20 protein-coding genes are annotated in these 23151 nt (G+C 56.9%); 12 read left to right on the forward strand and 8 right to left on the reverse strand.

Translation table 11 applies throughout. The annotated features are described in order from the left end of the window. Nucleotides 1–6: 6 nt before the first annotated feature. Complete coding sequence (locus F4V54_RS00285; RefSeq protein WP_150385860.1) at nucleotides 7–885, reverse strand: DUF6263 family protein; 879 nt, start codon at nucleotides 883–885, stop codon at nucleotides 7–9. 41 nt (nucleotides 886–926) lie between these two features. On the opposite strand from F4V54_RS00285, the gene lspA reads away from it, so the two are divergent. From lspA to dnaE, 8 genes are all read left to right on the forward strand, one after another. Next, nucleotides 927–1400: a signal peptidase II gene (gene lspA / locus F4V54_RS00290; RefSeq protein ID WP_150385861.1), complete on the forward strand. Its 474-nt coding sequence runs from the start codon at nucleotides 927–929 to the stop codon at nucleotides 1398–1400. Beyond that, nucleotides 1397–2308 carry an RluA family pseudouridine synthase gene (locus F4V54_RS00295; RefSeq protein WP_150385862.1) on the forward strand — a complete coding sequence of 304 codons (912 nt, stop codon included), beginning with the start codon at nucleotides 1397–1399 and terminating at the stop codon, nucleotides 2306–2308. Before lspA ends, F4V54_RS00295 begins: the two co-directional genes overlap by 4 nt. Further along, complete coding sequence (locus tag F4V54_RS00300; protein WP_052092483.1) at nucleotides 2305–2781, forward strand: hypothetical protein; 477 nt, start codon at nucleotides 2305–2307, stop codon at nucleotides 2779–2781. Before F4V54_RS00295 ends, F4V54_RS00300 begins: the two co-directional genes overlap by 4 nt. Before the next feature lie 101 nt (nucleotides 2782–2882). Continuing rightward, the gene (locus F4V54_RS00305; RefSeq protein ID WP_150385863.1) at nucleotides 2883–4442 is read left to right on the forward strand and encodes an HNH endonuclease signature motif containing protein; all 1560 of its coding nucleotides are present in this window, start codon (nucleotides 2883–2885) and stop codon (nucleotides 4440–4442) included. Between the two features lie 115 nt (nucleotides 4443–4557). Continuing rightward, nucleotides 4558–5817 carry an efflux RND transporter periplasmic adaptor subunit gene (locus tag F4V54_RS00310; RefSeq protein ID WP_170253077.1) on the forward strand — a complete coding sequence of 420 codons (1260 nt, stop codon included), beginning with the start codon at nucleotides 4558–4560 and terminating at the stop codon, nucleotides 5815–5817. Nucleotides 5818–5841: 24 nt separating this feature from the next. Continuing rightward, on the forward strand, nucleotides 5842–6567 hold the full coding sequence (locus F4V54_RS00315) for an ABC transporter ATP-binding protein (RefSeq protein WP_052092478.1): 726 nt from the start codon (nucleotides 5842–5844) through the stop codon (nucleotides 6565–6567). After that, complete coding sequence (locus F4V54_RS00320; RefSeq protein ID WP_034661804.1) at nucleotides 6568–7863, forward strand: ABC transporter permease; 1296 nt, start codon at nucleotides 6568–6570, stop codon at nucleotides 7861–7863. 24 nt (nucleotides 7864–7887) lie between these two features. Further along, on the forward strand, nucleotides 7888–11442 hold the full coding sequence (dnaE, locus tag F4V54_RS00325; protein WP_034661801.1) for a DNA polymerase III subunit alpha: 3555 nt from the start codon (nucleotides 7888–7890) through the stop codon (nucleotides 11440–11442). A gap of 2 nt (nucleotides 11443–11444) precedes the next feature. Here dnaE and F4V54_RS00330 read toward each other — a convergent pair whose 3' ends face one another. Beyond that, nucleotides 11445–11819 (reverse strand): hypothetical protein, encoded by a 375-nt coding sequence (locus tag F4V54_RS00330; RefSeq protein WP_034661798.1) that lies wholly within the window; start codon nucleotides 11817–11819, stop codon nucleotides 11445–11447. A gap of 90 nt (nucleotides 11820–11909) precedes the next feature. On the opposite strand from F4V54_RS00330, the gene ilvA reads away from it, so the two are divergent. Further along, complete coding sequence (ilvA, locus tag F4V54_RS00335; protein WP_150385865.1) at nucleotides 11910–13181, forward strand: threonine ammonia-lyase IlvA; 1272 nt, start codon at nucleotides 11910–11912, stop codon at nucleotides 13179–13181. Here the strand turns inward: ilvA and treZ are convergent. Further along, complete coding sequence (gene treZ / locus F4V54_RS00340) at nucleotides 13171–14877, reverse strand: malto-oligosyltrehalose trehalohydrolase (protein WP_150385866.1); 1707 nt, start codon at nucleotides 14875–14877, stop codon at nucleotides 13171–13173. The two genes, ilvA and treZ, sit on opposite strands and share 11 nt — an antisense overlap. Before the next feature lie 30 nt (nucleotides 14878–14907). On the opposite strand from treZ, the gene F4V54_RS00345 reads away from it, so the two are divergent. From F4V54_RS00345 to F4V54_RS00355, 3 genes are read left to right on the forward strand one after another with little or no spacing between them, the layout of a single operon-like run. Further along, nucleotides 14908–15537 carry a YigZ family protein gene (locus tag F4V54_RS00345; protein ID WP_150385867.1) on the forward strand — a complete coding sequence of 210 codons (630 nt, stop codon included), beginning with the start codon at nucleotides 14908–14910 and terminating at the stop codon, nucleotides 15535–15537. Between the two features lie 10 nt (nucleotides 15538–15547). Then, the gene (locus F4V54_RS00350) at nucleotides 15548–15784 is read left to right on the forward strand and encodes a hypothetical protein (RefSeq protein WP_034661790.1); all 237 of its coding nucleotides are present in this window, start codon (nucleotides 15548–15550) and stop codon (nucleotides 15782–15784) included. After that, nucleotides 15784–16152 carry an RNA-binding S4 domain-containing protein gene (locus F4V54_RS00355; protein WP_282958566.1) on the forward strand — a complete coding sequence of 123 codons (369 nt, stop codon included), beginning with the start codon at nucleotides 15784–15786 and terminating at the stop codon, nucleotides 16150–16152. The genes F4V54_RS00350 and F4V54_RS00355 overlap by 1 nt, the downstream gene beginning before the upstream one ends. Here F4V54_RS00355 and treY read toward each other — a convergent pair. The 5 genes from treY to F4V54_RS00380 are packed head-to-tail and all read right to left on the reverse strand — an operon-like array spanning nucleotide 16149 to nucleotide 23094. After that, a complete protein-coding gene (treY, locus tag F4V54_RS00360; protein WP_150385868.1) occupies nucleotides 16149–18509 on the reverse strand; it encodes a malto-oligosyltrehalose synthase in 2361 nt (786 codons plus the stop codon). The genes F4V54_RS00355 and treY overlap by 4 nt on opposite strands. Before the next feature lie 4 nt (nucleotides 18510–18513). Further along, entirely contained in the window at nucleotides 18514–19110 is a 597-nt protein-coding gene (locus F4V54_RS00365; RefSeq protein WP_150385869.1) for a hypothetical protein, read from the reverse strand. A gap of 24 nt (nucleotides 19111–19134) precedes the next feature. Continuing rightward, nucleotides 19135–20385, reverse strand: a complete 1251-nt coding sequence (locus F4V54_RS00370; RefSeq protein WP_150385870.1) for an exonuclease domain-containing protein — start codon at nucleotides 20383–20385, stop codon at nucleotides 19135–19137. Next, nucleotides 20382–22553, reverse strand: a complete 2172-nt coding sequence (gene glgX / locus F4V54_RS00375; RefSeq protein ID WP_034661780.1) for a glycogen debranching protein GlgX — start codon at nucleotides 22551–22553, stop codon at nucleotides 20382–20384. Before glgX ends, F4V54_RS00370 begins: the two co-directional genes overlap by 4 nt. Then, entirely contained in the window at nucleotides 22537–23094 is a 558-nt protein-coding gene (locus F4V54_RS00380) for a TetR family transcriptional regulator (RefSeq protein WP_102723860.1), read from the reverse strand. The genes glgX and F4V54_RS00380 overlap by 17 nt, the downstream gene beginning before the upstream one ends. Between the last annotated feature and the right edge of the window lie 57 nt (nucleotides 23095–23151).

The raw sequence follows: 23151 nt of genomic DNA on the forward strand, positions 1-23151 counted from the left end.
GTGAGATCACTTCTTGTACGTCGTTGCGGTGGTCATGTCTTGGACCACCTTGAAATCAGGGTTAGGTCCAGCGTAAACAGTGCGGGTGGTGGCCGCGTTCTCGCCGGCGATGGGAAGAAGTTTGTTCAGATCTACCGTGATCGTCCCTTGTGATGTGGTGGACCATTCTTCAGCAGTCAGGTTATCCTCACCATCCAGATTCAGAGTCTTCTTCGCGGGTTCCTCCTGGACCTGAACATCCAGCGTGACGGTATTCCCATCGCGGGAGGTCAACGAGTAGGTGGTTGTGCGGCGCATGTTCGTCTCACCCAACGTCCGCGTTTCCACCGACCATGTTGCTCCCACGCCCACCGGCTCCACGGGGAACACCGGGTTAGTGGAAATGATCTGCAGCAGCGCGCGCTCAATGACTGCGCGCCCCTCATCGGAACTGCCTTCTGGGGGCAACAGTTTGATGTCCTCGATCTGTCCCTGCACATCGGTGGTCCAGCGCATGCGGAAACCTTCAGCGGTCAACGCCTCAGTGCCGGTGTCCAGGTTGGAATGCTTCGGCTCACCCACGGTGAACTCAGCGACGTTTCCGTCCACCACAGCAACAGATAATGGCAGGGTTACTTGCTCGACGTCGCCTCCGGCGGGAGCCTCCACGCTCACCTTGTCTGTTGCCACAGCGCCCTGGTGCGCGGCGTAGGACACAGTGATCTCCGATTCTTGTGGGGAAAATGAATAGACCAGCTGCTCTTTATCGCCTTCACCTGCGGAAATGAGCTTCACGTCAGGTGTGTCCACGGCAAAATCAGGGATCTCCTCAATCGGATCAGTTCTGGAACAACCGGAGACAACCAAGGCACTGGCCACAAGAAGAGTGGCGGTGATTCTACGCAAACTCACTCCTTGAACCTACCGCCGACTAAGGTTAGGGGCCAATGACCTCCCTAACTCATAAGCGCACGCATCTGGCCCTCATCATGGTCGCCGTGGGAATCATCGATCAGATTCTCAAGCAGATCATGGTGTCTTCACTGACGCCAGGAGAACCTTTCTACCTGATCGGGGACTGGTTCCGGCTTCTTCTCGTGTTCAATCCGGGTGCTGCTTTCTCCCTTGGCAGTAATTCCACGTGGCTGTTCACCACCATTCAGCTTGTTTTTGTGGTGGGTGCGCTCATTGCGGCGCCACGCTTGAAAACTCGATGGGAGCTCGTCGGTCTTGCCCTCATTGCCGGTGGTGCTTTGGGGAACCTCATTGACCGACTTTTCCGTGATCCAGGCTTCTGGTTCGGGCATGTGGTGGATTACATCTCTATTGGCTCCTTCGCAGTGTTCAATTTTGCAGATATGGCTATCAATGTCGGGGTGATCGTGTTCATCATCTCGCTGTTCTTTGCGGGGAAGAAATGAGCAAGTACAGGTCACTTGTCGTGCCTGAAGGCCTCGACGGCATGCGCGTTGATGCCGCCGTTGCCAAAGCATTCGGAGTTTCACGTACGGTCGCCGCGGAGCTCGAAGTGCTTATCGACGGCTCCTTGGCCCCCAAATCCACCCGCCTTTCCACCGGCCAAACCTTGGAGGTGACCCTGCCGGAGCCGAAAGCGCCACCGATGCCAAAGGAGGAATTGGTGGAGGGGCTGACCATTTTGTATGAAGATGCGGATGTCATCGTCGTCGATAAGCCAGTCGGCGTTGCTGCGCACCCGACCTTGGGATGGGAAGGGCCGACTGTTGTGGGCGGGCTGTATGCGATGGGCTTTCAGCTGCCTGATGCGGGGCCACCTGAGCGCAAAGGCATTGTGCAGCGCCTTGACGTGGGCACGTCTGGCGTGATGGTGGTGGCTAATTCCATCCCGGGCTATTCAGTACTGAAGCGCGCGTTCAAGGAACGCACCGTGGATAAGACCTACCACGCGGTTGTGCAGGGGCTTCCGGATCCGATCGTGGGCACGATTGATGCGCCGATTGGCCGTCACCCTTCGTCTGGGTGGAAGTTCGCCGTGACGTCGGATGGCCGCCATTCCGTCACGCATTACGAGGTGTTGGAGGCTTTCCGTGAGGCGAGCTTGCTAGAGATTCAGCTGGAAACGGGACGCACGCACCAGATTCGCGTGCACATGTCTTCAGTGGGGCACCCGTGCGTGGGCGATCCGATGTATGGCTCCGATCCCAATTTGAGCGCGCGACTTGTTTTGAACCGCCAGTGGTTGCACGCGACGAAGCTCGGATTTATTCATCCGGGCAAAGGCACATGGATGGAGGTTGAGTCACCTTATCCAGCGGACCTTCAACATGCGGTGGATGTGCTCCGCGGATGAAACGCGTACTCGCTGCCCTTGGCTGCCTCGCGTGCCTTGCCGGCATCTACATGTTGGGTCTGACCACGGGGATTGATCCGAATCTCATGGGGGATCAGCTTGGCCCTGACAATAATGAGTCCGCGATGGAATATGCACAGCGATCCCAAGACTCCCTTGCGGAAGCGAATGAACCTGCTTTCGCACTGGTCACCTTTTCTTCGCCTCTCGCGCCGGCTGATGCGGCGACCTTGTTACGGGATGTGCGCCGTGTGAACCAGATCATCGTCGCGGATGCGCCTCCGATCACCGTGGGGGAGATGCCGGACCGTACTCAAGTTTTCGGCACTGAGCCACTCATCGCCGTTGTGGTCTGGGAAGAGGGGGACGTCTTGCGTTCGCTTGTGAGAGACCCCCGCATCGCAATCATCGACGTCCTCCCGCCCGATGCTGTGTGGGGCACTTTCGGTATTCGTGTCTATTCGAACAAGTAGTCAGTATTATTTGTAAATAGTTTGAATTTGCCCTTGCGGATCGAAAATATGTTCTGGTATTGTTGTGCCTAGGAAATTGAAGTATCGAAGGGGGTGAGATCGTGTCAGCTTCAGATGGGCGAAAGCGATTGGAAAAGATCATAGAGAACGGGGAGGACACCCAACCGGAGCAAGAACCTGCATACTTTGCCACCGAGTGTCCGAATAATGAAAATGCGGAATATGCCTCGCTGCTGCGCCAGTGTCAGTTCGGACTATTTGGGCTCTACGCCGAAGACGGACAGGATTTCGCGGGTTCCAGTGATGACATTCACGTGGAGATAGCCAAGCTGAGTGCCGTCACAGGGATGGGGAAAAAGGCGATTGAAAATGCAATGTGTGCCTACATGCGGCTTCAAGAGCTACCGATGTTGCGGGACCTTCAAAGAAGGACACAGCGCCTCGATCTGTCCCGCTTAATCACCATTGATAACCAGCTTGCGCGGTTGGGCAACGACATCACGGATGAGATGCTCGCTGCTTTTGATGAGCTGCTGGCAGGACTGTTTAGTCCCTCCACGGAGAATCAGCAATTGCCCACGCCGTGGATGATCAAGAACCGAATGAAGAAGCTTCTGGCAGCCTGTGATCCGAATGTTGATTACTGCTCAAAGAAGAAAAGAGTCCGCGAGCAGAGTGAAGATGTACCGCCGGGGCGCTGCAAGGTCTCATTCAGCGCGGAAAACGAAGATGTTGGCAGCGCTCGCCTGAACGTTGTTGGGGATTGCGCAACAATGGCTTCTATCCGCGCATTCGTCGAAGAAACAGCGCGTGAACACAAACTGAGCCTGGCGGATGCAACGGTGAAGCTGCTTACCGGAGATGTGGCTCCTGCCGCCAAAGTAGTGGTCTATGGCTACGCGCCGAAGAATGCTGATGGCTTGATTGATCGCACCACCTCGGTATATATCCCCTCGTTCGGCTGGACCACGGCACCGGGAACCGCGATGTTTCACTTCATGGCGGACGCGAATGGCACGGTCGTGGACTTGGACAGCAAGGACCTTAACCGTGCTGTAGCTGGATATGTGGCACCGGATGACATCAAAGCAAAGGTTCGGTGGCGTGACGGTACTTGCGTCTGGCCAGGCTGCCATGTCCCTGCGGAGAGCTGCCAAATGGATCACCGAATTTCTTACCGCGAGGGCGGTCGGACGAAGGTGGGCAATCTCTATTGTCTGTGTCAGCGACATCACAATATAAAAACCGATAAACGTGCGTACTACTTGCCAGATCCGGTGACTGGGGAAGTGGTGTGGCTTTTGCCCGACGGGACGTACATGAAGTCGGAGCGTGAAGGGTTCATTCAAAGACAGGTGCTGGCTGAGAACCCGCAGTGGAAGACAACATTGCGCGGGCTGTTGAAGCTAAGGCGGCATGCAACAAGGTTCTTTGCCCTAGCGCACACGATCATGGACCGGTATGAAGAAAATCGGGACTATGAGGCATGCGTGAATTCGCTCGAGTCTTTAGAAGCGGAATACAAATTGGTTTTCCCCTTCCACCCAACACCACCGCCAACTACACCAGACCCTGATTTCGAACCTCCACAGGACCCATTGGATGATCGGCCCACGGTGCAAGACCTGAGCATGGAGCGCCGAATGAGCCTTCCATCTTAAGTTTGGTGGTGTGTAAAGTGTCTTCAGTAAGTTTGTTCTCATCCCCTGAAAGTGGAGAATCATTTTGTCATCTCAACACACCATGTGGGCACGTCGGGCTGGGGTCTCATTGGCCATGGCAACGTCTCTGTTTTTCACCACCGCTTGTGGTGCGGGTGAGAAGGGTGCTAACGATGCTGTTTCAGCGGGCGATTACGCGGTGGCAGCACGTGAAAATGTAGTGGACAGCATCGTCGTTGATGGCACTGTAGAGCCGGTACGTACTGCCGCGATTTCCAGCACTCTGACAGTTCCGGTGGGGACCGTGCATGTGCAGGTAGGGGACCGTGTCAAACAGGGGCAGCTGCTGGTGACAATGGATACGTCTTCCATCGAGCGTCAGCTGAATGCTTCCGGTGAGCCGATCACGATGACAGCTGCTGCAGGCCAAGTCGAACGTGCAGTTCAGGACGCCGGTGAGGCCATTCATGACAGCATTAGTTCCATCTTCCCACAGGGGGCTCCGCCGCCACCACCACCGGCACCCGCCCCTGCTCCAGGTCCGAGCCGGGAGGAGATTGAACAGGCCCTCGTTGAAGCGCATGAACAAGGGCGTGTGGAAGGCCAGAATGAAGCTCAGGCCGCTGTCGAAGAGCAGCTGGGTACACAGCAGGGTATTCCACCTGGGATGGGAGAGGATACGAGCACTCTTGAGTACCAGATGGAAGAACGTGAGATTTTTGCGCCGATGGACGGTGTTGTCACCAAGATCGAGGCGCAAGAAGGTGCCCCAGCTGCTGGTGCTTTGTTGACTATTGCGGATGCTTCGCGCTTGCTGGTCAAGGCGAATGTGCGTGAGACTGACGTGGCCAGGGTGAAGGAAGGCAACCGGGTTGAGTTCACCACCCCCGTGACTGGGGATAAGAAAATTGAGGGTCGCGTGCGCAAAATTGCGCCGATGGCAGAGGAATCAGACCCAGCGGCACGTGCCATGCAGCAGGGGCAGGGACAGGGACAGTCGAAGGACTCCGGCATTTTGTTCCCAGTGGAGATTGAAGTTGTCGGGGACATGAATGACCTGCGCTTGGGTGGTTCGGCGCGTGCGGAGATCATCACGGATGAAACTAAGGATGGGTTGAGCATTCCGCGCGACGCGGTCTATGGGGACGGCAAGGTGCTGGTGCTTGTGCCTGAGGAGGACTCGACGGCGACGGTAGAGGAACGCACGGTGAAAACTGGTGTGAAGAATGACACGGACATCGCCGTGACTGGTGGTGATCTGAAGGAAGGCGACATGGTTGTTGCCTGGCCTGATGATTACAAGGACAAGGTTGGTGAGACAGTCCAGATCGCCGATGAGTCTTTTGGCCAGGACAAGAACGATAAGAAGGACTAGACAGTGAGCAGTTCTGTTCACGGTATGACGCCAGAGCTGGTCGAGATTGATCCAGATCAACTGGTGTGCATGCGAGGAATCGTCAAGACCTACAACCAGGGCAAAGACACTGAGCTGACGGTGCTGCATGGGATCGATTTTGATACCAAGCACGGTGAGTTCGTGTCCATCGTGGGGCCTTCGGGCTGCGGTAAGTCGACGCTAATGAACCTGATCGGGATGTTGGATAAGCCCACCCACGGCGGTTACGCGTTCAATGGTGAGGATATTTTCATCAAAAATGACAATGAGTTGGCGTCGTACCGCTCGCAAAATATCGGGTTTATTTTCCAGAACTTCAACCTGGTTGGGCGCATTAATGCGTTGCAGAATGTGGCGATGCCGATGATGTACGCGGGCGTCGGTAAGCAAGAACGCGAGGAGCGTGCCGCCGAGCTTCTGGAGATGGTCGGGATGGGGGACCGAATCTCACATGCGCCGAACGAGCTTTCTGGTGGCCAGAAGCAACGTGTGGCGATTGCACGCAGCCTTGCGAATGATCCGGATTTGTTGCTGGCGGATGAACCGACGGGGGCGTTGGATTCGAGGACGGGCCGCATGGTGATGGATCTGTTCCATCAGCTCAATGAGGAGTACGGCAAGGCCATCGTGTTCATCACTCACAACCCGGACCTTGCACAAGAAACACGGCGGATTGTGGAGATGAAGGACGGCCGAATCGTCGATGTGCATGCGGGAGGTGGGCGCTAGATGGAATTGCGTGAATCAATCAACCTCGCCGTGGGCAGCTTGCGCACGAACAAGATGCGTTCGGTGCTGACGCTTCTGGGCATCATCATCGGCATCATGGCCGTGATCATCATCATGACGTTGGGGCGTGGCCTCCAGAATCAGGTTCTCAGTGGCCTGGAAGACATCGGGGCGTCGCAGCACATCGTGCTGATCACGGAGAAGCCGGAAGAGTCCGAACAGCAAGAAGATACGTTTTCCGGTGGCTTTAATATGCCGGTCACGGATGAGCAAGACATGGTCTCTTTGGAGCAACTCCAAGAGATCAAGGATCATTTCGGGCCACGTGTTGAGGGCGTGGATATTCAGGAAACGCTCTCCGCGGAGACAACCTACGGGGATAAGACAGCCATTGTTGATGTGATTCCGGTGTTGGCGGATTCGATGAAGGTCCGCAACGTGGAGCTCTCTTACGGGCGCGCTATTACCGAGCAGGACATTGCCACACAGCGCCCAGTTGCGGTTGTGTCGCAGGAGCTTGTTGACGCATTCTTTGGCGGTGATGCCGCCTCTGCCATTGGTGAACGCATTGATGTCACAGGTGCATCTACCGGTGTATTCACCATTATTGGCGTCGCTGAAGGTGAGCAGAAGAGTGCGGATGATTTTGGCCAGCAGACTGCATTCGGACAGATGTACATTCCTGTCAGCGTGTCTGACCGGGTGGGCCAGAAGATCGAGAATGTCTTCAACTTTGTTGTGATGACTCGCGGTGATGAGGACCCGGCGGCGTTCCGGGAGGAGCTGCAAACGTATCTTGATCGCTGGTATGCGCATAACGACGAAGCTCAGGTTGAAGTCATTGATATGCAGGCGGAATTAGCTGCCTTCACGAGCATCTTCGGGATCATCAGTACGGTGCTCGCCGCCATCGCGGGTATCTCACTGCTCGTCGGCGGTATTGGCGTGATGAACATTATGTTGATCACGGTGACGGAGCGCACGCGTGAGATCGGTGTGCGTAAGGCCCTTGGTGCAACGCAGCGCGATATCCGGACTCAGTTCATCGTTGAGGCAGTCATGGTTGGTTTGCTGGGTGGTGTCATCGGCGTGGTGCTTGGCGGGGGCATAGGCATCTTCGCTAGTGGCTTCATCGGAATGATCGATGGTGAGTCTTACGGCCCAGTCGCTTTTCCGCCCATTGGCGCAGTTTTGTTCGCGTTGTTGTTCTCTATGGCGATTGGTGTGTTCTTTGGTGCTTATCCGGCGAATAAGGCGGCAAAGATGCAGCCTATTGACGCGCTGAGGTACGAGTAGGCAAACGGGCTAGACTAAGCAGCTATGGCCAAGAATTCCTCCTTCGTCCACCTGCATAACCACACCGAGTTTTCCATGCTTGACGGCATGGCAAAGGTGGATTTGTTGGCGGAAGAAGTGGACCGCCAGGGCATGCCTGCCGTGGGTATGACGGACCACGGAAACATGTTTGGTTCGAATGCCTTTTACCGCCGTATGACGGAGGCTGGTATCAAGCCGATCATTGGTATTGAGGCGTATATGGCCCCGGAGTCACGTTTTAACAAGAAGCGTGTGTTGTGGGGCACCCCTGACCAGAAGAGCGATGATGTCTCCGCTTCGGGTGCGTACTTGCACCAGACGATGTTGGCGGAGAATGTGACGGGCCTGCGCAATTTGTTCCGGTTGAGCTCTCTTGCGTCGTATGAGGGCCAGTTGGGTAAGTGGCCACGCATGGATGCGGAGCTGATCGCGGAACATGCGGACGGCATCATTGCCACAACTGGTTGTCCCTCTGGTGATGTGCAGACGCGTTTGCGTCTTGGGCAGTATGACCAGGCGCTTGAAGCAGCCGCGATGTGGCAGGACATCTACGGTAAGGACAATTACTTCCTTGAGTTAATGGACCATGGCCTGCACATTGAGCGTCGTGTGCGTGATGATTTGCTGCGCATCGGCCAGGCGTTGGAGTTGCCGCCGTTGGTGACGAATGACTGCCACTACGTCCTTGAATCGCAGGCGCCGGCACACGAGGCAATGTTGTGTGTGCAGACTGGTAAGACTCTGTTGGACCCGGACCGTTTCAAGTTTGATGGCACTGGTTACTACATCAAGACCGCGCAGCAGATGCGTGAGGTGTGGGATGACATGGTTCCGGATGCCTGCGATAACACGCTGTGGATTGCGGAACGTGTGGGGGATTACGGCGAGTTGTGGGAAGAGCACCCGCATGACCGTATGCCGCTGGCAACTGTGCCGGAGGGGGAGACTCCGACGACGTGGCTGCGCAAGGAAGTGCACCGTGGTCTGCAGGAGCGTTTTGACGGTGGCACGGTGCCGGAGGAGTACCTCAAACGCGCGGATTATGAGATTGATGTCATTGACATGAAGGGGTATCCGTCCTACTTTCTCATCGTCGCCGAGCTGATTAAGCATGCGCGTTCTATTGGTATTCGGGTTGGTCCGGGGCGTGGTTCGGCAGCAGGTTCGCTGGTGGCGTATGCGCTGACCATCACGAATATTGATCCGATTGAGCATGGTCTGCTCTTCGAGCGATTTTTGAACCCGGAGCGTCCTTCCGCGCCGGATATTGATATTGACTTTGATGATCGGCGCCGCGGCGAGATGATCACTTACGCTGCTGAAAACTGGGGCGAGGACAAAATCGCCCAGGTGATCACCTTCGGCACGGTGAAGACGAAGCAGGCGATCAAGGACGCAGCGAAGGTGAACTTTGGTCAGCCGGGCTTCCAAATGGCGGACCGTATCAATGCAGCGTTGCCGCCGGCGATCATGGCAAAGGATATTCCGCTGGCCGGCATCATGGACCCGGAGCATGAGCGGTACTCGGAAGCAGCCGAGGTGCGTTCCATGATTGAGACGGACCCGGATGTGGCCAAGATCTATGAAACGGCGCGCGGGCTTGAAGGTGTGGTCCGTCAGGCGGGTGTCCACGCCTGTGCGGTGATCATGGCGTCTGTGCCACTCATGGACCATATTCCGATGTGGAAGCGTCCCGCTGATGGTGCGTTGATCACTGGGTGGGATTACCCGGCATGTGAGGCCATCGGTTTGCTGAAGATGGATTTCTTGGGTCTGCGCAACCTGACTGTGCTGGGTGACGCCATTGAGAATATTCAGAAGAACCGTGGTGAACATGTTCATTTAGACACGCTGGATACGGATGATGAGGCGGTCTACGAGTTGTTGTCGCGCGGTGACACGTTGGGCGTGTTCCAGCTGGACTCCGGAGGCATGCAGGAGCTGCTGAAGCGTATGAAGCCAACGGGTTTCAATGACATCGTGGCTTCGCTGGCGCTGTATCGTCCGGGGCCGATGGGGGTGAATGCGCACTGGGATTATGCGGACCGTAAGAACGGGCGCAAGCCAATTACCCCGATTCACCCGGAGCTGGAAGAGCCACTGCGGGAGATTCTGGATGAGACGTATGGTCTGATTGTCTACCAAGAGCAGATCATGAACATCTCCCAGAAGGTGGCTAACTACACCGCTGGTGAAGCTGATGGCTTCCGTAAGGCCATGGGTAAGAAGAAGCCTGAGGTGTTGGCTAAGGAGTATGAGAAGTTCTCCGAAGGCATGTTCAGCAACGGCTATTCCAAGGGTGCAGTGGATGCGTTGTGGGGAACGATTGAGCCGTTTGCATCCTACGCGTTTAACAAGTCGCACGCTGCAGGTTATGCGCTGGTGTCTTATTGGACTGCCTACCTGAAGGCGAATTATGCGGCTGAATATATGGCGGCCCTGTTGACGTCGGTAGGCGATAAGAAGGACAAGTCGGCGATCTACCTTGCGGATTGCCGCCACCTGGGCATTTCCGTGTTGCCACCGGACATTAATGAGTCGGAGGAGAACTTCCTCGCTGTGGACAAGGACATCCGTTACGGGTTGGCTGCTGTGCGCAACGTGGGCGTGGAAGTTGTGGAATCGATCCGGGAGACCCGTCGAACGAAGGGCGATTTCACATCCTTCTCCGATTACCTGGACAAGATTGATCTTCTGCCGTGCAACAAGCGCATCACGGAGTCTTTGATCAAGGCAGGTGCGTTCGACTCTTTGGGGCACCCGCGCAAGGGCCTCATGCTTGTGTCTGACGATGCGGTGGATTCAGTGCTGACCACGAAGAAGGCTGCGGATAAGGGGCAGTTTGATCTCTTCGCATCGCTTGGCGACGCGGAAGCGGCGGCCGCATTCTCCATCGAGGTTCCCGACGATGAGTGGGAAAAGAAGCACAAGCTGGCGCTCGAACGTGAAATGTTGGGTCTTTATGTGTCCGGGCACCCGCTGGACGGATTCGAAGAAGCGATTGCGGCACAGACGGATACGCCACTGCCGAAGATTCTCGAAGGTGGGATGCGCCATGGTGATGAGGTCACCATTGGCGGCATTATTTCGGCGGTGGACCGGAGGTTCTCTAAGAAGGACGGCTCGCCGTGGGCCATTGTCACACTGGAGGATCACCACGGCGCCCAGGTCGAGGTGCTGTTGTTCAATAAGGTGTACGCGCTCGTTGCCCCGCAGATCGTGGAGGACAACATCATCCTGGTCAAAGCGCATGTTTCCATCCGTGATGAGCGCATGAGTCTCTTCGGCGATGACGTGAAGGTGCCGGAGCTGGGGCCAGGCAATGGTGCTGGTCTGCCATTGCGACTGACGCTGCGCACGGAACAGTGCACGATGGACAACATCCAGAAATTAAAACAGGTCCTGACAAACAATCCGGGTGATTCGGATGTTTACCTGAACCTGGTGAATGGGGACCACTCCCAACTGATGATTCTGGGCGATCACCTCAGGGTGGAGCGGTCCGGCAGCCTCATGGGCGACCTGAAGGCCGCGATGGGCGCTGGGGTGTTGGGCTAACTTTATTTCCCGCCGAGTCGAGCCCGCAGGTCAGGGTTGAGCAGGAGAACAATCTCCCCAACCTTGGCCAGCATGGTAATGGCCGCTGCGACAGTAGCAACGATCAAAGAGAGCATCTTGAAGTGGTTGCTCTGCATGTAGGCACCAACGCGGTTCAGGGTAGAAGAGTTCTCGGGAAATCCCCCGTCTGGAGCCGGGTCGCTGGAAGCGCCGTTCGTATCCCACCGGTCCTTGGTGGGATCAAGCTCGTTATTGTCCTTTGTGTCTCGGGTTTCCTGGCTTTCCTTCACCTCCGCAGTGGTTTCTGCCAAGGCGGCGGGAGTGACAGAGAAAGCGGTGGTGGCCGCGAGCGCGGCGGCGATGAGGGTCTTCTTCACGGGGGCTCCTTCTTGAGATTTCTAACCGCGAAAAGTGTACGTCCTTGCCGGGGTAAAACCAAGAGATAAAGGGGGCTAAGATATGGGCCTATGACTTTCGCACCCGTCCACGCAGCCGATATCCAAGCAGCACAGGCGGATATTTCCCGCATTATTGCTCCGACTCCGCTGCAGTACTGCCCGCGGCTTTCGCAGCAGTATGGCGTGGAGGTGTATCTGAAGCGTGAAGATCTTCAGGATGTGCGGTCGTACAAGATTCGCGGTGCATATTACAACATTTCCAAGCTTTCCGCAGACGAAAAGGCAGCCGGTGTCGTCGCAGCATCAGCTGGTAACCACGCGCAGGGTGTGGCGTACGCATGCCGCTCGATGGGGATTGACGGCAAGATCTTTGTGCCGAAGCGCACGCCGAAGCAGAAGCGTGACCGGATTTTGGTGCACGGTGGGGATTCGGTTGAGCTTGTATTGACCGGCAACAACTTTGACGAGGCAGCAGAAGCAGCCCACGAGGATGCTCTCGCACGCGGTGCCACCATGGTGGAGCCGTTCAATGCGCGTAACACTGTGATTGGACAGGGCACCGTGGCAGCAGAGGTAGTGACGCAGCTTTCGGCGCTGGGGAAGTCGCTAGACAACATTCTGGTGCCTGTCGGCGGTGGCGGGCTCATCGCCGGTAGCGCTTCTTACTTGGCTGATATGTCGCCACGCACTGCCATTGTGGGACTGGAACCGGCCGGAGCGGCGTCGATGGCGGCGGCGATGAAAGCGGGGGAGCCGGTCACGCTGAAGGACGTGGACCCTTTCGTTGATGGTGCCGCCGTGAAGCGCGTTGGTGATATTAACTACGAGATCGTGGAACAGAACCAGGGCCGGATTCATCTCACTGACGTGGATGAAGGTGCGGTGTGCACGAACATGCTGGACTTGTATCAAAACGAAGGCATCATCGCGGAGCCCGCCGGTGCGTTGTCGGTGGCAGGTCTGGCTGAGGTGAACCTCGCGCCGGGCAGCACCGTGGTGTGCGTGGTCTCCGGCGGTAATAATGACGTGCTGCGCTACGCCGAGATTATGGAGCGTTCCCTGGTCCACCGCGGTCTGAAGCACTACTTCCTGGTCAACTTTGCGCAGGAGCCGGGCCAGCTGCGCCGTTTCCTCAACGATGTCCTGGGCCCGGACGATGATATTGCACTCTTCGAGTACCTGAAGAAGAACAACCGCGAAACCGGTGCGGCGCTCGTTGGCCTGGAATTGGCGCGTGCAACGGACTTGGAGCCGTTGCTGCAGCGTATGGAGGATGCTTCCTTTGACTGTGAGCGGCTCATGCCGGGTACTCCGGAGTATGACTACATCGTTATCGGCTAATCACCGCAAAACCCCAGGGATCCAGCACGGTTGAGGTGTTTGTAGTTTTCGGCTGTGTGAAGGAGTAAACAAGCTCGCCGCCGACGGGCACGGTGACGGGTTCGCCGGAGAAATTTGCGGCGAGCACGACATCGTCATAACCCATCGTGAGCCAACCTGCCCCGTGCTCTACCTGCAATTCACGGAGATCATCACGGGCAAGGTTGAAGTCTTTGCGGAGTGACAACAGCTTCTTGTAGGCAGAGAGCATCTGTGCAGAATCGTCCCCGAAATCCCAGTTGAGCTTCGCGGAATCGAATGTGGCGGGATCGGCTGGCTCGGGCACGGCGTCTAAGTCCCAGCCGTAGCGGGCGAATTCGTGGGCGCGACCCTCATTGGTCAGGCGCAGCAGACGTTCATCGGTGTGAGACACGAAGAAAGGGAATGGGGTCTGTGCGTAGGTCTCTTCCCCCATGAAAATCATGGGGGTGAAAGGGGAGAAGAAGATCACCGCAGCTTTCAGAGCATGTTGTGCAGGTGTCAGGTTCTGGGACGGACGATCACCTTTTGCGCGGTTGCCCACCTGGTCGTGCGTGGTGGTGTAGGTGATCAGTTTCCACGGGGGGATGCGGGTGAGGTCTAATTCTTTCCCATGGGTTCGTTCACGGAAAGACGAGTAGGTGCGGCGGAAGCGATAGCCGTTGCGCAGGGTGTCAGCGAGAATGTCTAGGCTGCCGAAATCTGCGTAGTAAGCGTTGTTTTCGCCGGTGATGAGGGTGTGGAGGGCATGGTGGACGTCGTCAAGCCACTGTGCGTCGAGCCCATATCCACCGTGCTCATAGTCACTGATGATGCGGGGATCATTCAGATCGGATTCAGCGATGATGATGGCACCCGTCTCATCCGCGATCAAGTTGATCTCTTCCATGATGGAGTACGCTGCGCGGTCATCATAGGAGTGCACCGCATCGAGGCGCAGACCGTCCACGTGGAATTCTTCGAGCCACTGGCGCACCGCATCGAGGACGTACTGGCGGACCTCATCTGAATGTGCGCCGGAAAGATTGACCACATCGCCCCAACCAGTCGAGCCCATCGAGGTGTACGGGCCGAAATGCCCGTTGTAGTTGCCGTCGGGGCCAAAGTGGTTGTATACGACGTCGAGGAAGACGCTGATGTTGTGGGCATGTGCAGTGTCAACAAGTTTCTTCAGTTCGTGTGGTCCACCGTAACCTTCGTGGACAGCGAACCAATCCACGCCGTCATAGCCCCAATTTCGCTCCCCGCCGAAAGGTTGCACGGGCATGAGCTCGATGGCGGTCACACCGAGGTCAGCGAGATAAGCAAGCTTATCGACGACCCCCGCAAACGTCCCCTCCGGCGTAAACGTACCCACGTGAAGCTCATAGATCACCTGGCCTTGGAGCTTTTTCGGTGTCCACCCTTGATCAGTCCACGGGAAGTCCGTGCCGAAGACTTCCGATAACCCATGCACACCATCCGGCTGGCGGCGCGTGCGCGGGTCCGGAAAAGGGCCGGCCCAGTCGTTCCCATCGTGAAGGAGATAGCCGTAACGCTGGCCCGGTTCCTTGGTGATTTCGGAGACCCACCAACCTCTTTTCTTGGCTCGCTTCATCGGATGGTGGGCACTGTCCACGACAAGTTGGACGTCATGTGCACGCGGTGCCCATACTTCAAAGCGCTCGGTGGAACTCATGAACTCCACACTAAGTAAAATGCGGGAACGATGCTTGTTTCCTACGAACTACCAGCACCTGACCTGGTTACCCATGAAATCACCATCAAACGTTCACGCTTCATCACATGGATTACCCGTGCGGAATCCGAGGAGGAAGCGCGCGAGGTCATTGCGAAGGCGAAAGCGACCTACCCGGATGCGCGGCACCACTGCTCCGCATTCATCCTGCACGGGCAGAACCCCGTTGAACGTTCCAGTGATGATGGTGAGCCATCCGGCACTGCCGGGAAGCCCATGCTGGATGTGCTGCGCGGCTCTGGGATGCAGAACATCGTGGCGGTGGTGATCCGCTACTTCGGTGGGATCAAACTTGGGGCCGGTGGGCTGGTACATGCTTATTCGGGTGCCGTGTCCGAAACACTGGAACATGTCGCGCGGGTAGAGAAACGTTTGCGGCACCTCGTGGCTGTGGATCTACCTTATGCTGAAGCCGGCCGAATTGAAGCGGACCTGCGCACCAGCGGCATCGATGTGGTGGACGTCCAGTACGGTGCAGCTGCCACGTACACGCTGGGTATTGATCCGGGTGGACTGGAAAACCTCAACGAATTGCTGGCGGCACTGACCCAAGGCACGGCAGAAGCAGTGGAAACCGGCGAGACCTGGGTGGAACGCTAAACTAAACGGCATGACTTTACAGCCTCGCCCCCATAATCCGATTGAAGCGCGCAAGCAGGCAGTGCGAGAGCACTCACGCAACGCCGTAATCAGCATTGGTGGAGGTGTCGTCGGTGGCGTCGTGCTTGGCTTGATCTTCCCCTCCTTCTGGCTCTGGTTTAGCCTTGGCCTCGTTGTGGCCGTTGTCGGTGGCGTGTACAACTACGTCAAAGTCCAGCAGATTATCAACCACCAGGACGAGTACTAGTGGAACCAGTCCGGATCGACGTGTGGATCTGGGCTGTGCGCATGTACAAAACCCGATCCGACGCAGCTAATGCAGTTCGCGCCGGGCATGTAAAACTCAACGGGAACGCGGTCAAACCCTCAGCCAAGGTTGTGCCCGGGGACCGCGTCAAAGCGTGGAAAGACTACCGCGACCTTGAGTACGAAGTGGTAGAAACCATACGCAAACGTGTCGGTGCCCCTGTTGCGCGGACCTGTTACGTCGACCATTCACCTCCACCGCCGCCGAAAGAATATTTCTATTCCATGCCCAAACGCGATCGCGGTGCGGGCCGGCCAACGAAGAAAGAACGGCGTGAGATTGACCGCCTGTTGGGAAGAGACCGCTAGGATCCTGCCACCAAGAGCGCGGTGGGAAGGTTCCCCAGAACATCACTCACTTTGACTGTTCCGGTGAACGTAGTTGTGGTCAGTCGGTTCGTCCACGTTCCAGGTGGCAACGTGACGGTGGTGGCGCCCCAGCCGCCACTGTCTTCCAAACCGAGCGGGGAGCGGGTAGCAAGCGCAATGATGTCTTTTCCGCGTGCGAGACCCACCAGATGGTGGGACGCTTCACCTTCGGCAAAAACAGCACGGTAGTTGTTGGCACTAAAGACTGCTGGTCGTTCGCGGCGGAGGCGCAAGCCTTCGTATACCACCGCCTGTTTCATCCGGTCCGCAGAATCGGTGATGCCTTCTTCCAAGTACTGGTTGAGGGTTTGTATACGGTGAACATAATCAACAAAGCGGCGATTGTCGGGATCAACCAGGGAGAAATCAATGAACTCTTGACCTTGGTACGTATCTGGAATCCCGGGGCCAATGAGCTGCAGGAGCTTCCGGCCGAGTGAAACCTGCACGGCACCGCGGTGGATCTCTTCAACGAATTCCTGAATCATGCTTGTGGCTGGGCCGTCCACAACCGCGTCGATCCAGTTGGAGATCGCGTTTTCAAACGCTGTGTCATTGTCGAACCAGGTGGTGTGAACACCTGCCTCACGAACTGCTTTTTGTGCGTACGCATGAAGCCGCTGGCGGACATCGTCGGTCATGCCATCGGCGGGCCAAACACCCAGGATATTCTGAATGAGGAAGTGTGCCGTTGCTTGATCCGGGGCAGGCACGAGTGCGCTGACGTGGTGGACCAGCTCGGCGAAGGCTTTCGGGCGCTCCGTGATCTCGATGATGCGTGCTCGTGTGTCTTCACTGCGCTTGGTGTCATGAGTAGTCAACGTCGTCATTGCGCGTGGCCACAACATTGCCCTTTCTTGTTGCAGCAGATGGAATTCTGCCGCGGACACTCCAAAGCGTCCCGGCGCGCCACCGACTTCCTGTAAGGCAATGAGTCGGCATGCACGGTAGAACAATGTGTCTTCCACACCTTTGGCCATGACAGCGCCACACACTTGGGAGAAGCCTGTTTTCGCCTCATCGTTGGCAATGAGCGCAGTGGAGATGAGGTTGAGCGCATCGCAGCGGGAGGGGAAGCGGCGAGCCATGTCGGCGATGATGGTGGATGTCGTACGGGACAGGGAGATGTAGTCCGCGCGGTACACCGGCATCGCGGCGATGAGATCAATGAGGGTTGCTTCTAACTGTTCCGTCCCATCTGCGGAGATAGCCCGGGTGAGGCGGCGGATTTCCGCGGCGAGTTCTGATTGCGCGACTTCACGCTTCAACTGGTGCTCGGCTGCCTCGATGGCAGGGGCATCCCATGTAGAACCAGATTGTTCGAGGGAGAGTATGCTCAGCGCGTCTTCGGCCTCGCGGGAAATGAAGACACCATCGAGTTCGCGCAGAGCGTCATAGCCAGTGGTGCCATCGACAGCAAGGCGGGGATCGAGCGGCTCAGCCACACCGAGGATTTTCTCCGCAATGAGATAGCGGTCCGGCCCGATGAGTGTGCGGAGTTGGTTGAGGTAGGCAAAAGGATCAGCAAGACCGTCTGGGTGGTCAACGCGGACGCCATCGATCACGTCATCGCGGATAAGCTGGCGCAGCACTTTATGGGTGTGCTCAAACACCACGGGGTTTTCTTGGCGGATGCCGGCGAGGCCGTTGACGGAGAAGAAACGGCGGTAGGAGATGACGCCGTCACGCCAGTAATTGAGGCGATAGTGTTGTTTCGAGTACACCTCACGTGGATCATCATCCAAACTGCTGAAAGAGCCGGGGGTGAGGGGGAAATGATGGTCGTAGTAGGCGAGAACAGGTTCCTCCCCCAGCATGGTGAGCGTGAGTTTGTCCTCATCACCGGGGTCACCCAGGATGGGTAGGCCGAGTTTGCCACCGGCGCCGTTATCCTCATGCCAGTCAATGTCGAAGTAGGGCTCGAACTGCGAAGACTGTCCGTTCTTGAGCACGTCCCACCACCAGGCGTTGAGCTCTGGTGTTTCCACACCCACATGATTCGGGACGATGTCCAGGATGAGGCCCAGCCCGGCGGCGTGGGCGGTGGAAGCCAACTCTTTGAGGCCGGTCATCCCACCAAGTTCCTCATTAATCGTCGTCGGGTCTGTTACATCGTAGTTGTGATTCGAATCCGGATACGAGGTGAAGATCGGGGAGAGGTACAGGTGCGACACTCCCAGGTCCGCTAGGTAGGGGACCACAGCGGCGGCTTCAGCAAAACCAAATCCGCGCCCCGCTGGATCAGCGTGGGGGCCACGGAGTTGAAGGCGGTAAGTGGAAGTAATCGGCCGGTCCATGCTTTCACACGATAGTGCGTTTTATTGGGAAGCCGAGGGAGTACGTGAGCACAGTGGCGTAAGGGAACGTTGATGCCGCATGCTCCGCGGTGCAGTCCAGAACGAAGAGTTCACGGTGGTCACGGGTGAGATACGTGATGGACTGCTCGGGCTTTAAAACACCCAAGAAATGCCGGTGCAACATTTGAAAAGTTTTTGGATGAGCTAGCCAAGACGTGGCGGGTTCGCCTTTGACCTCCAAACCACGGGGAGATTTGGGGCCGAGGCTGAAGCTAGAATTACGTACATCAAAATGCACTGTGTACGGATCACGTTGAGCAGCCAACAACTTCAGCGCCGCGGAATCCCACGCTTGGCGCACAGTGAGCCCACGGCGCCCAAGTTCCACGTGGTCCACAGCGTTGCCGACTGAATCTAACAGCCTAGTGGCGTGGTCGCGGGAAAGGTTAATAGTCACAGGCCCATCCCATTCATCGCTGATCACGGCGGACGTACGTGGGGTGAGGAAGGCTGAAAGATCCGTCGCGGGGCTCAGGACAGTGTGCGCGCGCTTGACGGTCTCAATGTCGGAAGAAGCAAGAACTGAAGTAGCAATAGTCATACTTCCTTAGACTGCTTCTGGCCTTTATTCGGTTCCCTGACTTTCCAAATCAAGTACAGAGTAGAGTTTTTCTGCAGGCCAGATCTCAATTTCTTGGCCCTTTTCTATGAGTTCGCGGGCGCGTTTCTCCTTCGACGTCGTGGTTGCCCACGCACCGGCGACCACAATGGTGGTCTTCTTGGTCACGTTTTTGCCTACTTGTCCACCTTGGGCAGCAATGCCATTCCACAGCTCACCTTTGTCGTAGGGCTCAAATTCGCCGGTGAGTGTGACGTTCTGCCCATACAGTGGTGCGTTCGGGTCGGCGTTAGGGTTCGGCTCCGGGATGGTGTCGGGGGTTGCTACGGCCTGCCAGGGAGCTGGCTTTTGTTTCTTCCGTTGGCCACGGAATTCCTTCAATACTGGGGTCACTTTGTCAGCACTGATAGACCCAAGTTGGAATCCGGAATCAGTTACGTAATCATTGACCGGTCCCGAGTACTTCGCGCGACGGGCAAGCCCGACCATGATCCCCGCGCATGCAGCAGCGTCCGCAACAGCATCATGGTGTCTATCCAAGGCAATGCCAAAGAATTCAGCCAACGTGGGCAGACGGTGGTTGGACACATCAAGATTTACAGCCCGCGCGTGCGCCAAAGAGCATGCAAAGTTCAGGTGTGGGACCTCAACGCCGGATGCCTGCGCCGCATATCGTAGGGCCGAAGCATCAAAATAAGCGTTGTGGGCAACGACGGTGTGATCGCCGATGTACTCAAAGACACGGGGGAGGATTTCGCTTATCGACGGTTCATTGGCCACATCGTCCGCCGTGATGCCGTGGCAGGCCACGTTGGCATCGTCGAAAAGCGAAAGCTGCTCGGGCGGACGACACAACCACCCTTGTTTGTTGGTGATGATTCCATCTATGACGGTGACAACGCCGATCTGGCAGACCGAGCCCCAGTTCTGGTTTGCAGTTTCCACATCGAGTGCAACAAAGTTGAAACCCGCAATTGCGTCGAGGTTGATTGTTTCACCACGTTGAGCGGCATCGATTACCGCACGCAGTTGTTCTGGGCCTTCCGTATCGCCGGGGGCGAAACGGATCGGCGTAGTACCGATGGTGACAGTGGATTCATCCCACCGGTCACCCGCGTGAACACTCACATCATCGATGTCCACGAGTGGAATGATGGTCGGTTCAGAGGAACCAAGCAGTGCTGCCTCAAGTGGCGCGGGATGGATCTCAACAGCAGAACCTGTCACCGCGAGGCGAGCGCCGTGGGCAGTGATCATGATGCGTCCTCCTCGAAGAGCGGCGGCTCAATCTGACGCAGAACAATCGTGGAACGTGCCGGAACATTCTTCGTTCCCCGCGCCTCAATCTCCTCCGTTTCCGCTGGGTAACCCAACGGTTCAGTGGTGTCAATGAGTACTTCCCACTTGGTACCGAGATTCTTCGGCGGCAGTGTGAATTCGATGTCTTCGTGGAAGGCATTGAACATGAGCAAGAACGAATCATCAGTGACACGCTGGCCACGCTGATCCGGCTCGACGATCTGGTTGCCGTTGAGGTATACCTGCAGGGCCTTGCCAAAAGCGAAGTCCCAATCGCCTTGCGTCATCAGCTCACCATCCGGGACCAGCCATGCGATGTCGCGGTCTCGAACGTCGGTGCCCAACGGGCCACCGGCGAGGAACTGGCGCCGACGGAAAACCGGGTGGTTCTTCCGGATCGCGATGAGGCGGCGGGTGAAGTCATGCAGATTCTCTGCAGCGTCTAGGTGCTCCCAATTCATCCAGGCAATCTCATTGTCCTGGCAGTACACGTTATTGTTACCGCTTTGCGTGCGCGCTAACTCATCACCGTGGGAGATCATCGGGGTGCCCTGGGATAGCAGCAGGGTGGTGAGGAAATTGCGGCGCTGACGTGCACGCAACGCAAGGATCTCCGGATCATCCGTGGGACCTTCAACACCGCAGTTCCACGAACGGTTGTGGTTTTCCCCGTCCCGGCTGTCTTCCTGGTTTTCCTCATTGTGTTTTTGGTTGTAACTCACCAGGTCATTGAGTGTGAAGCCGTCATGGGCTGTGATGAAGTTAATAGATGCGGTGGGGCGGCGACCATTGTGGTTATACAGGTCCGACGAACCCGTCAGGCGTGAAGCGAACTCGCCGAGCGTTGACGGCTCACCACGCCAGAAATCCCGCACAGTGTCGCGGTATTTTCCATTCCATTCGCTCCACAACGGTGGGAAATTACCCACCTGATAGCCACCTTCGCCGACGTCCCAGGGCTCAGCAATGAGCTTGACCTGAGAGACGACGGGGTCCTGCTGAACCAGATCGAAGAACGTTGCCAAACGGTCCACATCCGAAAACTCGCGGGCCAGGGTGGACGCAAGATCGAAGCGGAAACCGTCCACACGCATCTCCGTGACCCAGTATCGCAGGGAATCCATAATGAGCTGCAGCGAGTGTGGGTCGCGGACATTCAGGGAGTTACCGGTTCCCGTGTAGTCCATGTAGTGGAGTTTGTTGTCATCTACGAGCCGGTAGTACGCCTCATTGTCAATGCCACGGAAGGCGATCGTGGGGCCCAAGTGGTTGCCTTCAGCGGTGTGGTTGTACACCACATCAAGGATGACCTCCATGCCTGCCTCGTGGTAGGCGCGCACCATTCCCTTGAATTCTGCTACCGCATCTCCCGGGTTCTCGCCCGCGGCGTAATCCTTGTGCGGGGCAAAGAAACCGAAAGTGTTGTAGCCCCAGTAATTACGTAGACCCAGTTCGCGCAGGCGGTCATCCTGCAGGAATTGGTGTACCGGCATGAGCTCAACAGATGTGATGCCCAGATCCTTCAAGTAGGAAATGACACTGGGGTGTGCGAGACCGGCATAGGTGCCACGCAGATTTTCAGGCACATCTGGGTGGAGCTGCGTCATGCCTTTCACATGCGTTTCATAAATGACCATGTCATTGTCAGGGATACGTGGCGCACGGTCATCGCCCCAATCAAAGAATGGATTGACCACAACGGACAGCATGGTGTGGCCGAGTGAATCCTCTTCATTCCGGCCCGAACCTGGTGGCTCCGCGGAAATGTCATAGGAGAATAGGGACGAGTGCCCATCAAACTCGCCATCAAAGGCGCGGGCGTACGGGTCAACCAACAATTTGGATGGATCACACCGTTTGCCACTGTTCGGATCCCACGGGCCATGAACCCGGTAGCCATAGCGCTGGCCTGGTAAAACACCGGGCAGGTAGGCGTGCCAGACGTGGTTGTCCACTTCCGCGAGAGGAATCCTCTCCTCATTTCCGTCCGGGTCAATCAAACAGAGCTCGACCTTGTCCGCCACATTAGAAAAAATGGCGAAGTTGGTGCCCGCACCGTCATAGGTGGATCCCAGGGGATAGGCCGATCCAGGCCATACCTGGCTGTGCTCACGAGGGGTTGTCATGAGATTCGATGTTAACCGAATCCGGTTCGTGCCTAAGACCCAGGAGGAGAAGATCCACCGCAGTGTCCACTGATCCGCCGCGTGGCGTGCCCGGAGTGCGGGTGACATCCTGCAGCTGAGTGCCCGACTGATAAATGTTGGCCGCCCCCAATGTGAGGAAAAGGAGAGCCTCGGCGGCAGCATCAGCACGCGGATCAGAATGGGGGAGAGTATCCCGCAGATCACTGACTAGGGAAGCAAAGAGTGGGGAATGTGGTTGAGACACAGCGGCCGTAACGACATCCGCGCCGTCCCGGTGGGATAAGAGCGCACTGCGAATCTGCGCGCACATTTCCCGTGGGTCAGATTGCTTCTGCACTGGAGCGAGTATGAGTTCCGCCATCGCACTGACCAGGGCTTGTTTGTTTTCAACGTGCCAGTACAAAGCGCCGGGAGCCACCCCAAGATGCCCGGCGACGCGCCGCATAGACACGTCGGCGAGGCCGTATTCATCCAAGATCCCCACCGCCGCTTTGGCAATGAGATCCCGCGACAGTTGCATAACAGCTGACCATACACGCCACCTGTGGCTGGGTTTTCACAGCTTTCTCACGGCAAG

This window comes from Corynebacterium tuscaniense, from assembly GCF_008693065.1.
GTDB classification, from domain to species: Bacteria; Actinomycetota; Actinomycetes; order Mycobacteriales; family Mycobacteriaceae; genus Corynebacterium; species Corynebacterium tuscaniense.

Excerpts from the sequence above, each read along its gene's own strand:
- lspA (WP_150385861.1), top strand. The coding sequence starts at position 927 with ATGACCTCCCTAACTCATAAGCGCACGCATCTGGCCCTCATCATGGTC.
- F4V54_RS00295 (WP_150385862.1), top strand. The coding sequence starts at position 1,397 with ATGAGCAAGTACAGGTCACTTGTCGTGCCTGAAGGCCTCGACGGCATG.
- F4V54_RS00300 (WP_052092483.1), top strand. The coding sequence starts at position 2,305 with ATGAAACGCGTACTCGCTGCCCTTGGCTGCCTCGCGTGCCTTGCCGGC.
- F4V54_RS00310 (WP_170253077.1), top strand. The coding sequence starts at position 4,558 with ATGGCAACGTCTCTGTTTTTCACCACCGCTTGTGGTGCGGGTGAGAAG.
- F4V54_RS00315 (WP_052092478.1), top strand. The coding sequence starts at position 5,842 with ATGACGCCAGAGCTGGTCGAGATTGATCCAGATCAACTGGTGTGCATG.
- F4V54_RS00320 (WP_034661804.1), top strand. The coding sequence starts at position 6,568 with ATGGAATTGCGTGAATCAATCAACCTCGCCGTGGGCAGCTTGCGCACG.
- dnaE (WP_034661801.1), top strand. The coding sequence starts at position 7,888 with ATGGCCAAGAATTCCTCCTTCGTCCACCTGCATAACCACACCGAGTTT.
- ilvA (WP_150385865.1), top strand. The coding sequence starts at position 11,910 with ATGACTTTCGCACCCGTCCACGCAGCCGATATCCAAGCAGCACAGGCG.
- treZ (WP_150385866.1), bottom strand. The coding sequence starts at position 14,877 with ATGAGTTCCACCGAGCGCTTTGAAGTATGGGCACCGCGTGCACATGAC.
- F4V54_RS00345 (WP_150385867.1), top strand. The coding sequence starts at position 14,908 with ATGCTTGTTTCCTACGAACTACCAGCACCTGACCTGGTTACCCATGAA.
- F4V54_RS00350 (WP_034661790.1), top strand. The coding sequence starts at position 15,548 with ATGACTTTACAGCCTCGCCCCCATAATCCGATTGAAGCGCGCAAGCAG.
- treY (WP_150385868.1), bottom strand. The coding sequence starts at position 18,509 with ATGGACCGGCCGATTACTTCCACTTACCGCCTTCAACTCCGTGGCCCC.
- F4V54_RS00365 (WP_150385869.1), bottom strand. The coding sequence starts at position 19,110 with ATGACTATTGCTACTTCAGTTCTTGCTTCTTCCGACATTGAGACCGTC.
- F4V54_RS00370 (WP_150385870.1), bottom strand. The coding sequence starts at position 20,385 with ATGATCACTGCCCACGGCGCTCGCCTCGCGGTGACAGGTTCTGCTGTT.
- glgX (WP_034661780.1), bottom strand. The coding sequence starts at position 22,553 with ATGACAACCCCTCGTGAGCACAGCCAGGTATGGCCTGGATCGGCCTAT.
- F4V54_RS00380 (WP_102723860.1), bottom strand. The coding sequence starts at position 23,094 with ATGCAACTGTCGCGGGATCTCATTGCCAAAGCGGCGGTGGGGATCTTG.